At 39.3% G+C, this 14,758-nt stretch carries 11 protein-coding genes; 1 reads left to right on the top strand and 10 read right to left on the bottom strand.

Translation table 11 applies throughout. From position 1 onward, the window contains the following. Positions 1-114: 114 nt before the first annotated feature. From GTQ43_RS17620 to GTQ43_RS17610, 3 genes are read right to left on the bottom strand one after another with little or no spacing between them, the layout of a single operon-like run. Entirely contained in the window at positions 115-3,033 is a 2,919-nt protein-coding gene (locus GTQ43_RS17620; RefSeq protein WP_265274045.1) for an NHLP bacteriocin export ABC transporter permease/ATPase subunit, read from the bottom strand. Continuing rightward, complete coding sequence (locus GTQ43_RS17615; RefSeq protein ID WP_265274044.1) at positions 3,026-5,290, bottom strand: NHLP family bacteriocin export ABC transporter peptidase/permease/ATPase subunit; 2,265 nt, start codon at positions 5,288-5,290, stop codon at positions 3,026-3,028. The genes GTQ43_RS17620 and GTQ43_RS17615 overlap by 8 nt, the downstream gene beginning before the upstream one ends. Continuing rightward, positions 5,277-6,737, bottom strand: coding sequence for an NHLP bacteriocin system secretion protein (locus tag GTQ43_RS17610; protein ID WP_265274043.1), 1,461 nt, complete (start codon positions 6,735-6,737; stop codon positions 5,277-5,279). The genes GTQ43_RS17615 and GTQ43_RS17610 overlap by 14 nt, the downstream gene beginning before the upstream one ends. 334 nt (positions 6,738-7,071) lie before the next feature. Here GTQ43_RS17610 and GTQ43_RS17605 point away from each other — a divergent pair, with 334 nt between their 5' ends. After that, positions 7,072-7,248 carry a hypothetical protein gene (locus GTQ43_RS17605; protein WP_265274042.1) on the top strand — a complete coding sequence of 59 codons (177 nt, stop codon included), beginning with the start codon at positions 7,072-7,074 and terminating at the stop codon, positions 7,246-7,248. Positions 7,249-7,865: 617 nt separating this feature from the next. Here GTQ43_RS17605 and GTQ43_RS17600 read toward each other — a convergent pair. From GTQ43_RS17600 to GTQ43_RS17570, 7 genes are all read right to left on the bottom strand, one after another. After that, entirely contained in the window at positions 7,866-8,756 is an 891-nt protein-coding gene (locus GTQ43_RS17600) for a GNAT family N-acetyltransferase (protein WP_265274041.1), read from the bottom strand. A 125-nt stretch (positions 8,757-8,881) separates the two neighbouring features. Then, complete coding sequence (locus tag GTQ43_RS17595) at positions 8,882-9,175, bottom strand: Nif11-like leader peptide family natural product precursor (protein WP_265274040.1); 294 nt, start codon at positions 9,173-9,175, stop codon at positions 8,882-8,884. Positions 9,176-9,387: 212 nt separating this feature from the next. Then, the gene (locus GTQ43_RS17590; protein WP_265274039.1) at positions 9,388-9,675 is read right to left on the bottom strand and encodes a Nif11-like leader peptide family natural product precursor; all 288 of its coding nucleotides are present in this window, start codon (positions 9,673-9,675) and stop codon (positions 9,388-9,390) included. A gap of 226 nt (positions 9,676-9,901) precedes the next feature. After that, positions 9,902-10,189: a Nif11-like leader peptide family natural product precursor gene (locus GTQ43_RS17585; RefSeq protein ID WP_265274039.1), complete on the bottom strand. Its 288-nt coding sequence runs from the start codon at positions 10,187-10,189 to the stop codon at positions 9,902-9,904. A gap of 273 nt (positions 10,190-10,462) precedes the next feature. Further along, positions 10,463-11,086 carry a 2OG-Fe(II) oxygenase gene (locus GTQ43_RS17580; RefSeq protein ID WP_265274038.1) on the bottom strand — a complete coding sequence of 208 codons (624 nt, stop codon included), beginning with the start codon at positions 11,084-11,086 and terminating at the stop codon, positions 10,463-10,465. A 228-nt stretch (positions 11,087-11,314) separates the two neighbouring features. Continuing rightward, a complete protein-coding gene (locus GTQ43_RS17575) occupies positions 11,315-12,778 on the bottom strand; it encodes an MBL fold metallo-hydrolase (protein WP_265274037.1) in 1,464 nt (487 codons plus the stop codon). Positions 12,779-12,933: 155 nt separating this feature from the next. Then, complete coding sequence (locus GTQ43_RS17570) at positions 12,934-14,397, bottom strand: MBL fold metallo-hydrolase (RefSeq protein ID WP_265274036.1); 1,464 nt, start codon at positions 14,395-14,397, stop codon at positions 12,934-12,936. Positions 14,398-14,758 lie beyond the last annotated feature (361 nt).

Here is a 14,758-nt window from a genome sequence, read left to right as displayed (position 1 = left end):
CTTGTTCATTCATCCTCTTAGCCAAAGCGTACAATTTTCCCGTTTTGGCACGGTGATGCCAACTGGCACTTAGTCAAGGAATTGACATTCAAATTTCCAGGTGCAAGATATGAGTTAAGCCATCTGTCGTTGCATCAATTGAGCAAATAGCCCTTCTCTAAAAGCTAGCTCGTCAAAACTTCCTTGCTGTATAACTTTACCTGCTTGCAGTACATAGATCCGATGAGCATTGCGAATTGTACTTAGTCTATGGGCAATGACAATCCGAGTGACTTGCAATTTATCTAAACTTTCACTAACAATTGCTTGGGTTCGATTATCTAAGGCACTGGTTGCCTCGTCAAACAGCAAAATCCGAGGTTTTAATACTAAGGCTTTAGCAATCAAAAGTCGTTGTCGCTGTCCTCCAGAGAGATTACCACCTCCCTCACTGATGACGGTATGCATTCCCATCGGCATCGCATCTATGTCATCTGCAAACCCAGCCATCCGAGATGCTTCCCAAGCTTCATCCAAGGTAATCCTAGCACCACCCGCCAGATTCTCAAAAATCGAATTGGACATAATTTTGCCATTCTGCAAAACTACCCCTAACTGTCGGCGGACAGCACTCACATCTAATCCTGATAAGTCCTGGCCATCATAAAAAATGCTGCCCTCTTCAGGTGTCTCAAAACCTAGTAGTAATCGAAATATCGTAGATTTACCACTACCCGAACCTCCCACCAGTGCAATAAATTCTCCTGGTTCAGCATTAATATTAACGTCTTCTAAAATCAGAGCGCCATCTTTGCGGTAGCGGAAAGAAACGCGATCTATAGCAATTCTTCCCATAAGTTTACCCGGATCTGCCTTGTTCTGTTCCACTTCGGGCAACATCTGGACAATGGGTTGAGCGCGTTTCCATTGGGGAATAACTTGTAAAATATCTGTCACCGTGTTGCTCATCCCTGTCGCACCGCCAACAAATGTGCCAAAAGCACTGTTGAATGCTAGAAAAGTCCCAATACTCAGTCCGGCTGCGCCATTCATTTCAGCTTTCATTAGTAGCTGGACTGTAAACCAAAAAAGTATCCCAGAAGTGAGGGTTGGCATGATTGTGTTGAACACAGCCACAGCATCTTCAACTTGTTGAGTGCTAAGTTCGAGCTTTATTTGCCGACTGTAATTTTTACTCCAGAAGGCAAAACCGCGCTTTTGGGCACCAGCAACTCGGAGTTTAGATATACCGTTGATTAACTCTACAACTTGCCCAAAGATATTTCCTTCGATTTCTAGTAGGGGATGCACTTTCCGAACCAGAATCATTCCAGAAATCGTAGTGACAGCAATGGTTACGATCGCTATGGCAACAGCAATTAGCGATAATTCCGCACTGTAGTAGAATAAAAGTCCTAAATTTAGGAAAGCAAACAAACTGGTAATCAGCTGGATTAAAATTGTCCCGCCTAGCTGACGACGTATTTGGCTGACAGAGTTGGTGCGAGATAGCAAATCTCCGGTGGTGTATTGGCGAAAAAAGGATACAGGTAAATTCAACAGCCGATCCCACATAGCAGCCTGGGTAGATGCATCAGAACCAGTTTCCAATCGCAGTAGGGCAAATCCTTGAACCAAGCGGAATAGGGCGGTTGCAAAAGCTGCAACTACCAATCCTAAACCAACTTGCATTAAAGAATTGCGATCGCTATCGGGAATTGCATTGTCAATCAAAATCGCAGTAGCTTGGGGCACAAGCATTCCCAGTAAAGTCACGCTCACACCCGCAAAAAGAATAATCAACAGGTCTTTACTACGGCCGGAGAGGGCGAATTTAACCACATCAAAAACAGAAAGAGCTTTATCGGGAAAAGACCGATAAAACATATATGCAACTGGAACTACTGTAGCGGCAATCTCTGCATTGATGGGGATGCGGGTTTGGGCAATTGGATCGTAGAGTTCGTAGCGATTTGCAGAAATAGGCAGCAATGCCACTGGATCAGTGTCTTCATCTTTTTGAATATATCCTACTAAAGGGCCGCAATCTTGTTGCCACCATTTATCCCGGAGTAAAACTTGCCGCATCCGTAAGCGTGAAGCTCTGGCGATCGCTTCCAAAGGTTCTGCAAGCCGCTTCAGGTCTTCTGATTTACCAGGAGCAGAAATTTTCATCCCCAGGGCCTTACCAACTGCTCCAGCAGCCACTAACAGGGGTATGCCTTCCTGAAAAAAGTCAGCTTTTGGGGGCATCAATGACGATGCTAGCTCTCCCAATGCTTCTGCCGTCACCTGCCGATTCAGGTTTTCGCGTGCTTTTAGTCGCTGTAATTCTTCAGTGCGTTCTTCTTGTTCCCTCAGATGATTCCAAAAAAGAAACTGCTGATGAAACAGAGATAGTCCAGAAAGTAAGATATCTGCATTCCGTAGCGAACTGGTGATTTCTGTCGCTACTTGAATAGCACCATCTGCTTCTATCCACATAGCAGAAGTGAAGGGCAGTATTCCTTTTTGTGGTGTCAGGGTAAGTTCTTTTATTCCCAGACAGTATAAAACTCCTTCTTGAACTTGTATCCACAGGATTGTATTTGATTTTGGTTGCAGAGTTTGACCGTCGATGAGCGAAAATCGTTCTTGTCCTGATGCCTTCACTTGAATTGCAGGTATGACGGCAGAGAAAAGTGTTGCATCAAATTTCCGCAACCATCCTTCCACCAATGCCACAACATTAATATCTGCATTAGCGACTAATTCCCGGAAACATTCGCGTTCCACCTTCAGTAACTCTGCTTTTCCCATCGGTATCGCCAATATCTGGCAGTCAGTTAAGCCGTGCTTAGAAGCAGTGCCAAACAGTGCTTCTCCAGCGTCGCTACTGAAAAGATAACGGCGAGTCCCTACAACTATGCCATTTTTGACGGTGACAGCAAACAGCGCTATAGAGCCAGACTCAACTATCCAAATCGTTTGGGGGTCATTGAGTAAAATTGGTTCATTGCCATTAAGAGGATATACTTGTCCTTGAAAGTGGCGATCGCTAATTTGGTTAACCATTAGACATCTCCTCAATAGCTTCTCCTTCACTTCTAATCAGCCGCGAGTATACCCCTTCTACTTGCCACAACTCTTCATGAGTCCCTCTTTGCACTACTTTGCCGCTTTCTAAAACCACAATTTCATCACAATCACGGATAGTACTCAAGCGATGAGCAACAATTAGACAAGTGCAACCACGACGACGCAGATTTTGATCGATAATCTTTTCCGCCTCTGCATCCAAAGCGCTAGTAGCTTCGTCCATAACTAGAATCGAAGGATTCTGCGCCAAGGCGCGAGCAATTTCCAGGCGTTGCCGTTGTCCACCACTTAAATTTGCCCCTCCTTCCATCAATTCAGAATTATATGCTCCAGCCAGAGAGTTTACTACATCTTCAATAGCAGCATCTTGGCAAGCTTGCCTTAAATTTTTGTCTGGAACTGTAGTGTCCCATAAAGTCAAATTATCCTTTACAGTTCCCGAAAATAGGAGAATATCTTGCTCAACTAGAGCGATTGAATTAGTCAATATTTCCTGTGGGATTTCTTCTCTTAATTGACCATCAAAGCGAATTTCTCCTGACCAAGATTCGTAGAGTCCTGTTACAAGTTTAGCAATAGTTGATTTCCCAGAACCACTGCCACCAACTAAAGCCACTCGTTGCCCTGGTTGAACTGATAAGTTAAAATTTTCGATTAAGGGAGAGTCTAAACGGCTATAACCAAAGGTCAAGTTGCGTAATTCGATATATCCTTGAAGACGAGCTATATTTTGATTATGTTGTACAGATAACAACGAATTATTTCTATTTTCTATCTGTGTGTCAATTGGATTATTTAACACATCATCCAAACGAATTAAATTCCCTTCTAATTCTTGAAGAGTACCAGCAAAACCAACCAGATTATTAACAGGCAGTTCAAAATTTTGGACGATCGCTTGAAAAGCAATCAGCATTCCAATGCTGAGATTTCCCTCTATGACTCGCCAACCACCGATCGCCAGCAATAAAGCTGATGATATAGAAGTCAACAACACAGGTAAGCCCGAAAAAATTTGGTTAGCAACTCCCAATTCCTGCTGAGAATTAATAGCTTTCGTGTAGTAACCAGACCATTTCGAGAAGAAATCTGACTCTACTCCTGATGCTTTCAAGGTTTCAATATATTGCAGTCCGGCAATGGATGCACCAGCCGCTTTACCGTATTCTTGCATCAACCTCTGACTTGCATCTATGCGTTGGCGAGAAATCCAACGCAAGGTGAGGATATTAATGGCAGCAAAACCGACTACAATAGAAGTCAGTATTTGATCGTATTGAAACATGACCAGGATGTAGAAAATTACCATAACTGTATCAATTACAGTAGTGGCCAGATGTCCTGAGAGAACATCTGCAACTTGGTCATTAAGACGAGTGCGATCGCTAATTTCTCCAGCAAATCTTTGAGCATAAAAACTCATCGGTAAGCGGAGAATATGCCAGAGAAAGCTACCAGACATCCCTACAGATAGCTTAATTTTCAAGCGACGCAAGTATCGTAATCGTAATAGCGTTAGTCCTCCTTGAAAAACTGCGGTAATTGCCATCCCCAGAAGTAGCGGACGTAGCCAAGCCTGTCTTCCCTCAATTAAGATTTCATCGACAAACACTTGACTAAATACAGGTTCCACCAACCCAGCCAGGGTAAGAAAGAAACCTGCTACTGTACAATAGAGTAGAGCAGCAACAGCACCTTTTAGGCGCGATCGCAACGAAAATAGCGTGTTAGCTTTGCGACCACCTTTGACAAACTCTGTCCCTGGTTCCATAACCAGTACGACTCCGGTATATCCCTCATCAAACTCATCTAAAGATACCGTTCGCGGCCCACTAGCAGGGTCATTGAGATAAACTCGCTGTCTACTAAATCCCTCCAACACCAGAAAGTGGTTAAATTGCCAAAACACAATATAAGGAAGATTTAGCTCTTGTAATTGTCCCAAGTCTCGTTTTAGTCCCTTAGCTTCAAGTCCATAACTTCTTGCTGCTTTGAGTACATTAGAAGCTTTACTACCATCACGAGAAACTCCGCATTCTTGGCGTAACTCAGGCAGAGGAACAATCCGACCATAGTGACTTAAAATAATTCCCAATGCTGCGGCCCCACACTCCACTGCCTCCATTTGTAAAAGTGTCGGAGTTTTTACTCGCTTACGGCCTTTCCACAGCAGTTGTTGCAAGTACTGCCCAAGATTAATTGGTGTTGTGAGTGTCGGATTAGTAGATACCACTGATAGACCTCAGAATCGGAAAGACAAAAGTAATTGGCGCTCTTTCTTCTACCTTGACTCGCACAGATGTCGTAGTTCCCGCAGAAATAGTCATTTTTGGCCCTTGAGATGAAGACCATTTATAATTACTAAAAGTCTGAGAATCCGGCTCTAGAGTTGCAGATACTTGAATCACTACCGGTTGCTTTTCAGAAACTAGCCCCGCAATTATTTGCGGATTGCCCACTACATTAGCAGCCGCCTCAGTGGTGATGGGAAACGGAGAGACATCCGTAACTGTGCCGACAATGCCACCAAAACGTTCTCGCTTAACAGTTTGGGGCGTGATTTGAATCTTCATCCCCGATTGAATTTTTTTGCCATTTTCAACGGGAAAATAAGTGATGCCCACTAGCTTTTCTGGTCGATTTTCCGTATTAATATTGGCAATGCGAGTTCCTTCCTGAATAACTTGCCCTGGATTAATAGTGACTTCGAGAATTCGCCCCGAATGTGGGCTGACAATTTGACTGTTACTCTTTATTTGTTGTTCAAGTCGTGTAACTTCTCTATGAACATCTTGCATTTCTCTTTTCCGACCCGTCGAAGTTTCTAAATCTTGTTGAGCTAAAGTAGTTTGCTTACTATCCAGTTCTTGTAATTGACTTTGAACATTTTTGATTTCATTCAGATTTGATAAATATTGTTGTATAGCCTCTGCTTCCTTGACATCGAGTTGCTTCAACTGAGATTTAGCTTCATCGATGCTAGCCATATTATTTAAATATTCTTGGCGAGATTGTAGCAATGTATCATCAGGAATTGCCCCTTCCTTAAAAAGCATCTGGCGATTTTCCAATCTAGTTTTAAACGTAGGAATTAGCCCTTGAAGTGTTTCCAAGTGTGTTGTTTGATTCTCACGCTCAATCCGAATTGACATCAACCCTTTCTCTTTTAAAAGAGGAGTCAAATTCTTCATCATTTGCAGTCTTTGCTGTAGAGTTTGACGTTGTTCTTCAATCGTCTTTATTTCCCCATCTCTGCGCTTGAGTTGAAGTAACTTGGCTTGTCCGTGTTGCATTTGTAACTGTTCTAACTTTCCTCGTGCAAGCTGTAGCTGTTCGCGGAGATCAACTTGATCGATTGTTGCTAATATATCTCCCTTTTTGACTATATCTCCTTGTTTGATTTTTAAATCTACCAATTGCCCCGAAGATTTTGACTGGAGAGGAACAACAGTACTAGGATAAACTAGGACTCCAACCCCATCGACTGTAATAGGAATACGTCCAAAAATACTCCAAACTAAAGCAACTATTGATAAAGAACCCAAAGTAGCTAGTGGTATCCAACTTTTAGGATCGACTACGCGCATTAGTTGGTCTAGTCTTTCAGGAGAAGATAAACGCTCTAAAGACTCCTGGCGGAAAAGTTGATTCTTTTCATTTTCTTTCTGTGAAACGCTCATGAATACCTAATATTATAATTTTGCCGTCAAGAAATAACTTAGAAATAACCTGTAGTCAGTATATAGAAAACAATATTTGTCCACAAGGAAGAATTTTTATGAAAAACTGCACTTTTTAAGTTTGAAATAAAATTGCAATATCAATAGTTCTAATTATAAGTAAATATCACTATTAGCTAAAAATAGTGAATTGATTTATTCCTGGAGTGGATATTAATATTAAATCAACAAAGGCAAGAACAGGAAAAAAGCTGCGACAAATAAACAGTAAGCTAAATATTTTTTGTTCATTTGTTTTTTGTTGTCATATTCACTGATTAAATAGGATAAAACAATGTCTAACAACAACGAAGAAATCATCATTACTGCGGAACTTTCAGAAGAAGACCTCAAGCAAATCGCTGGTGGTAAGAACTTGATCAGTATAAAGTTTCCCACCAAAGATGGTAAACCAGATTTCAATGGTTTCAAAGGTTCTGTAGGCAACTGGAGAATTGGTACTGTAAAATAAGACTAGATATACTATAGTAATCCTATCTAATTTGTGAGAATTTACAAAAGCTAAAAGCAAGTTTTAATAAGCTTTTCAGCCTTTATTATTTCTCATTCATGATTTAGGAATGCTATATATAGAACTCCGATTTGATTTTTGAAAACATCCTGAGACTGAAAAGCCCGTTTCATTAGGGTTTTATCTGAAATATTGTTCATAAATCAGAAAGGAGTCCTATAATTATCTAGCGCTTTTTTCGCTCTAGCCATCTAAATTTTGCAATCTAACGCACCAACCAAAGCATATAAAAAGGTAATTTTAAATAGTTAAAATTACCTTTTTGAGTTTTATCAAAAAACACGAATAATATCTGATTTGTGAAAATTCGCGTTATTTATACTATTATTATTTATGTTTGAAGATGCACAGATTTGACTGATGAAAAATGTAGCATTTCACCTTTGCAAATACACCCATCAATTAGAAATCGCGGTTACACAAACTTTCATCCGCTTCTCGCACCATGCGAACTCCAAAAATTTGAAATCCACGGAGGTAGGTTTTGTCTGTATAGCCGCGTTCGCGCAGCGTGCCGGAGGCTCTATTTCATTCGCCAGGGCAATTACTTTTTTAATTTATGAATAACGTAGTAATTTAGATGATTCCATAGACTGTTCAAGAGAGATCAGATATGGTTCCATGTGCTTTTTAACAAAAGCAATCATAGAGGTATGCATCAGAGAAACAGTCCAAGTTCCTTTACTAATTCCAGCTTCCATTTGAAGTTGAGTTGCTCTGATATATAAAGGAATAATTCGACCCATTTTCTGAATATCTGGTCTGACATAGCTACAGGTGTAGCGGATAGTGTCAGGAGCAGTACGATGAGTAATAAGCCAGCCAACAACCTCTCCTTTGTAGCGTAATCCTATACTATTTATAGGTTCTAAATCCTGTTCGTAATCAAAAGGAATTGCATCTGATGCCATCCACTGCTTTTCTTCTTGTTGCTTTTTCAAGGCAAGGCGCTCTTGGGGAGTAATTTCCACCCAAGGGAAAATTTCATAAGAAGCAGGTAGCCTGGATAACTTCATCCAAGGCGCATTAGTCATATCATCTGTCGTTGTCTTACAAAGTAGCATCCGAGGTTTTGCAGATGGCCAATTACACTTTTTAAGCAGACATTCTAATGCTAGAGTAGTCGATTGATCGGCTATATAAATTATTTCAATACTCCTGCAATATCTTAAAATTAACTCTTCTTCTAAGGTATTCACTAAAGCTGTACCAATTCCCAAACGTCGATAGTTTGACTCTACAAAAATAGAAAGCAACTTTGCCGAACCATCTCCTAATATCTCAGCCAAAGCTAAACCAACAGGCTTATCTGAAACAGATGCACCAATGGCTATTGTATTTCCCTCTATGGTTAGACTTTGTAAGCGAGAACGATAAAGAGGATAAGTCAGTGCGCTATAAAGAAATGCACAGCCAAAATTTTGAAGACGAGCTATGGTATACAACATGCTGTTCTCATATTCTATAAAGTTGCGTTTTCAGTTGCTGGAGCGGCAAAAAGTTGGTCTTAAATTTGCAAAAATTGCCGCTCCGTTGAAACTCTCGTCTAAAACACAAACTCTATGCTTTAAATCTACTTTTTCTTTTGTGGAAAATACAAAGTTTTACTAGCATCATTGTATGTAGCTTTAACATCACCCTTACCACCAGCTATAGCCTCTAATTCTTCACCAGACAAAACATCAGTGGTAAAAGAAAGCTGTCTCTCCTGCATGACCGACAATAGTTCTTCTTCGCTAAATTGATAGCCTCGTGTAGATGCAATAGCTAAGATACTTTCTGGCCCTTGAGCGCTATAGAGTTGCTTAAGCAAGTTTTGGTCGTTCTCGGCAGATTCAATTAGTTTGATGACTGATTCTTTTGACATGATTTTACTCCTAGAATTAGGAAATTGTTTTTCTTGGAAGAACTAATGTTTATACAATAGTAATTTTAAACAGTCAATTAAAGCTTTTTATGTATGATTTACAGTGTTATTTTTAAACTTGACTTTGATATAAAAAAAGAGACGTTCGGTTGAACATCTCTTTGACTTATTCAGCGTAATTGTGGGTGAATTTATCTTAAAAGATAATTACCTTATGGCTGAATTCCATACTGAATATTCTTGCTGTAATCGTTATTAGTAGTTTTCTTTCCTTTGCCACCAACTACAGCTTCTAACTGTGCCTCAGACAACTCTTCAGAGGCAAAAGAAAGTTGCTTCTCTTGCATCACAGCTACTAGTTCTGCTTCACTAAATTGAAAACCTCTTTCTGCACCAATTGCCAATACTGTTTCTGGGCCTTGAGCGCTATGAAGTTGCTTAAGCAAAGTTGGGTTGCTTTCAGCCGCTTCGATTAGTTTGATGACTGCTTCTTTTGACATTATTTCACTCCTATAATTCTGATGTTGTTTTTGGAAAAGCTGATGTTTATACAATAGTAGATTTCATTATTTAATGACATATTTTTGTGTATGAATTACAGTATTTTTTTAATGACCAGAAATTTATATACTTGGCTTTAATATAAAAAAAAGAGACATTCAGTTGAACATCTCTTTGACTTATTCAGCGTAATTGTGGGTGAATTTATCTTAAAAGATAATTACCTTATGGCTGAATTCCATACTGAATATTCTTGCTGTAATCGTTATTAGTAGTTTTCTTTCCTTTACCGCCAACTACAGCTTCTAACTGTGCTTCAGACAACTCTTCAGAGGCAAAAGAAAGTTGCTTTTCTTGCATCACAGCTACTAGTTCCGCTTCGCTAAATTGAAAACCTCTTTCTGCACCAATTGCCAATACTGTTTCTGGGCCTTGAGCGCTATGAAGTTGCTTAAGCAAAGTTGGGTTACTTTCAGCCGCTTCGATTAGTTTAATTACTGCTTCTTTTGACATGATTTTACTCCTTGATATTGGATTTGGCTTGGAATTATTAGATAGTTTCTTTTTCAAGAAACTGTTATTTGTATAATATTAATTTTACTTGTTTAATTCTATATATTTGTGTATCACTTACAGTATTATTTTTAGGATTTAAATAATTTATATGGACTGTTGATTAAAAAAATAGAGATGTTCACTCGAACACCTCTAATCTAGATTTAGAGTAGTTATATGACTATTTATTAGAAGATATTGTTACTTCCAACGCTCTCTCATAGTCCGCTTTTATTCCAATGGTGAAATCTCCCTATAGACTCCAGATTCTATTTTAAACTTTGGTATTTTCTGAAGCAGAGTTTCGTTTAAAATATATTGCTCGCAAACCAGACTAATCCTATCCTGGGAAGCTTCTACTCTATTAACTGAATGTTTCATGTGACCTTGAAAATACAGCAACGTATTTGCTTGAGGTTGAATTTCACCTACTATAACTCCTTCTTTGAGCAAAACTAATTCTCCTCCCTTCATATCAGATGGCACTCGGATGTAGAGAACGCTAACGAATTTTGGGATAGTATTAGGTTGACAATATCCAGAAATACTAGAATCGACGTGTGGCTTTATACGTCCTCCTCCTCGTATGATTAAAGGGTTGAGATAAAAGGCATTGCATGTAGGTAATAAAACAGTATCTAAATAAGATTGTAAGTAAGGGAAGTGTTCTTTGACTTGATTAACTTCTGAGCCTTGAAAAACAATTGAGAACCCTCTAGTTCCTGCAAAATCATTGCTTAATTGACTCTCAGCTAAGTAGGGAGAAGAGAGTATTTCCATTTGCAGTAAATTAAGATAGTCAGGATTGAAAGTTTTAGCTCTCAGGGAATAATATGGAGTCTGAATTATTTGCATTGGTGGAAAATTTTAGTAATGAATTGCCAAGATGTTTTTCACAAACAGTAAAAACATACATTGTTGATTGAGAGGATGTTGTAAAAGTCTAATTTATTAAGTAGGTAGGTGCAAATAAATTAAAGTTCGTAGTCGGGACTTTAGTCCTGATAATCCTTGTTTTGAGCGATGAATAGCTCACTACGAACCAGGATATTATTTTATGTTTAATTATGCCTACCTACTTATTCACCTGAGTATTATCTCTTGATGCTGGGGTTTAATTAAAGTATTGCCAATGATAACCATCGGATTTTCACTATTTTTGTGCATGATTTGATCGTCATTGACTTGACCCCATTTTTCAATTTCATAAAAGCGAATTTGCTCATAGATTTCTTTGTAGGGAAATTTCAGGTGCAGAGGGTCTGGAACTGTTTCGTTGGAAGAGTCAAGTGGCTTAATAATGCCATAAGGAGTAGCTTGATAAACTTTGTGAAAACAACGGTAGTAGCCACCCATATTAGTCCAATCCCACCCTTTAATGCCTTTCAATAGCCCGTAGAAACTGGAAGCAGCGATGGAGCTAAAGACATTGGCTAAAGGATTTTTCCCCTGCCGAGATTCGATTGGATCTTTGCTAAAATCGAAATACCAAGCCTGAGAGCAGTCAGGAAAGACTACTTCTAGCTGATAGACTACTTTCCAGTAGGCATAATCCATTAATAAAGAATCTTTTTTATCATTGAAGAATTGCGGAAGGTGAACGCATATTTCTTCTTCAATCAAACTTTTCATCTCTTCAATGTCATATTCTTCTGGATTATCGTCAATGAGTTTGCTGTCAATATTGACGGGTGAGAAGTACAAGCTATCGTAATCATCAGCTAGCTTTTTGACAAAAGATGACTTTTGTGAGGAATAGCTAACTTCACCATTTTTCAAGGTGATAACATCCCCTGGATCGAAGGTAAATATTCGATCTCCAATAGTAGGATATGCTTGTTGCACATCTCGACAGAATTGCTCTCGTGTGACAGGAAAAACAATCTGATTGAGCCAAGAAGAGCCGTTGATGAATTTGAATCCATTGGCACCTGGAGCAATGGCTTTTGGTGCAATTAAAGCAATAAGTTTGAGCAGATGACTATACTCAGTGTATGGAAAACAGGTATTTTGATTTTGTTGATATTGAGTTTCTAGCATCGGTTGCCAGCCAGATAAAAGAAAGTCTATCTGGGCATAGCGAGACTTGACTTTAGCAATTGTCTCACTATTAACAGCCGAATCAACTTGATTCCAAAATACCCCATCAGAGTCGGCAAAAATCATGCCATATTCAGGAACGCGATTTTCTGAACGAGTGGTAACTAGACGAGTTGAGCCAATTCGTACTTCATTAAAATCTTTAAGAGAGTAAATGTGACGGTAGCCTAATTTGCGTAGGCAAGTTTCTATTAATTTGTCTTTAGGAATCAGGACATCTACATATTTAGGTAGATTAGCTAAAGAGCGAATATCAAAATGATCTGTGTGCTGGTGAGAAATAACCAGGATATCAAATTCAGGAATTTGGTCATGAAGGATTTGACGTTTGGGACAAATATCTTCTATTCCTTCGCAATGAGAATCCCAGAGAATTGGATCCATCAGAATCTTACAATCCTGGGTTTCAACAAATAGAGAAGCATGACCGAGTAAGTGAATTTGCATTATTTACCTCATTAGCTTGAATCTGGTGAGGTGCGTTATGGACATTAGTCTTAACGCATCAAAAATCTAGGATGGTGCGTTAGCCTACGGCATAACACACCCTACAAAAATAGGTTTTTAGGACTTGTTTGCGTGCTTTAAAAAGTGTCTGTGTTTTAAATGCACTGAACTTTCTGCTGGGGTTTAATCAGAGTATTGCCAATAATAACCATTGGATTTTGGCTATTTGGGTGGATAATTTGATCGTCATTAGCTTGACCCCATTTTTCAATTTCATAAAAGCGAACCTGTTCATAGACTTGCTTGTAAGGAAATTTGAGGCTGAGAGGGTCTGGAACTCCCTCCTTGAAACCGTCGAATGGCCTGATAATGCCGTAGGGAGTAGCTTGATAAACTTTATTAAAACAACGGTAATAACCACCAAAATTCGCATAATCCCATCCCTTCATACCTTTCAACAGCCCATAGAAGCTGGAGGCAGCGATTAAAGTAAAAACGTTTGCTAAAGGATTCTTCCCTCGTCGGCATTGGATGGAATGTTCGCTGAAATCAAAATACCAAGCATCAGAATTAGTGGGGAAGATAACTTCTAGCTGATAAATGGCTTTCCAGTAGCCATATTGCATAAACAAAGAATCTTTCTTGTCATTGAAGAATTGGGGAAGGTGAACGCATATTTCTTCCTTAATGACGCTTCTCATCTCTTCAATATCATATCCCTCTGGATTGTCGTCAATGAGTTTGCTATCGGTATTGACGGGTGAGAAGTACAAGCTATCACTATCATCGGCTAGTTTTTTCACAAAGGTTGACTTTTGTGGTGAATAGCTGACTTCACCATTGTTCAAGGTGATAACATCTCCTGGATCAAAGGTAAATATTTGATCTCCAATAGTAGGATATGCCTGTTTGACATCGTGACAGAATTGCTCTCGCGTTACAGGAAAAACGATCTGATTTAGCCAAGATGAAGCATTAATCTGTTTGAACCCATTAGCGCCTGGAGCAATTGCTTTTGGTGCGACTAAAACGATAACTTTGAGTAGTTTACTATAAATATCGTAGGGGAAAATAACATGTTCATTATTTTGATATTGAATTTGTAATAATGGTTGCCAAGGAGCTAACAAAAAGTCAATTTGAGGATAGCGGGACTTGACTTCACTAATTGTTTGAGCTGTAACATCTGAATCGACTTGATTCCAGAATACCCCATCAGAATCGGCAAAGATCATCCCATATTCAGGAACACGATTTTCTGAACGAGTCGCAACTAGACGAGTTGAGCCAATTCGTACCTCATTAAAATCTTTAAGGGAATAGATGTGACGGTAGCCCAATTTTTGCAGGCAAGTTTTCATGAATTCGTCTTTGGGAATTAGGACATCTATATGCTTGGGTAAATTAGCCAAAGAGCGAATATTGAAGTGATCTATATGTTTGTGAGAAATAACTAAGATATCAAATTCAGGGATTTGATCGTGAATGACTTGACGTTTGGGGCAAATATCTTGCATCCCTTCGCTGATTCCAGGATTCCATAAGAGTGGATCCATAAGAATCTTGCAATCCTTGGTTTCAATAAATAGAGAAGCATGACCAATTAAGTGAATTTGCATGAATGACCTCTGTTTTTAGTTGATATTTAAATGTTGTTGTTATTACGGCTGTTAGAGGATATTTTAAAAGGCTAAAACTCTTTTCAAAGTTAATTTTTTAATGTCGATGTGGAGGCGCAGAAGACACAGGGAGAAGGAAGGATGCTGTGTTGAGTATTAGACTGTTACCCCACCCTAATCCTCCCCTTATAAAGGCTACGGTGTACACACATCTCTGTGCTGAGTGCAAAATGTGGCTTGATCCCCCTAAATCCCCCGATAAATTGGGGGACTTTGACTCTAGTTCCCCCCTTTTTAAGGGGGGTTAGGGGGGATCAAAACGATGTGGATAAGATGATCAGACTTGTGTGTACACCGTAGC

It is taken from the genome of Nostoc sp. KVJ3, from assembly GCF_026127265.1.
Classification (GTDB): domain Bacteria; phylum Cyanobacteriota; class Cyanobacteriia; order Cyanobacteriales; family Nostocaceae; genus Nostoc.
The sequence above is the reverse complement of the archived record's forward strand: the minus strand, read 5'-3'. Positions and strand labels throughout refer to the sequence as shown.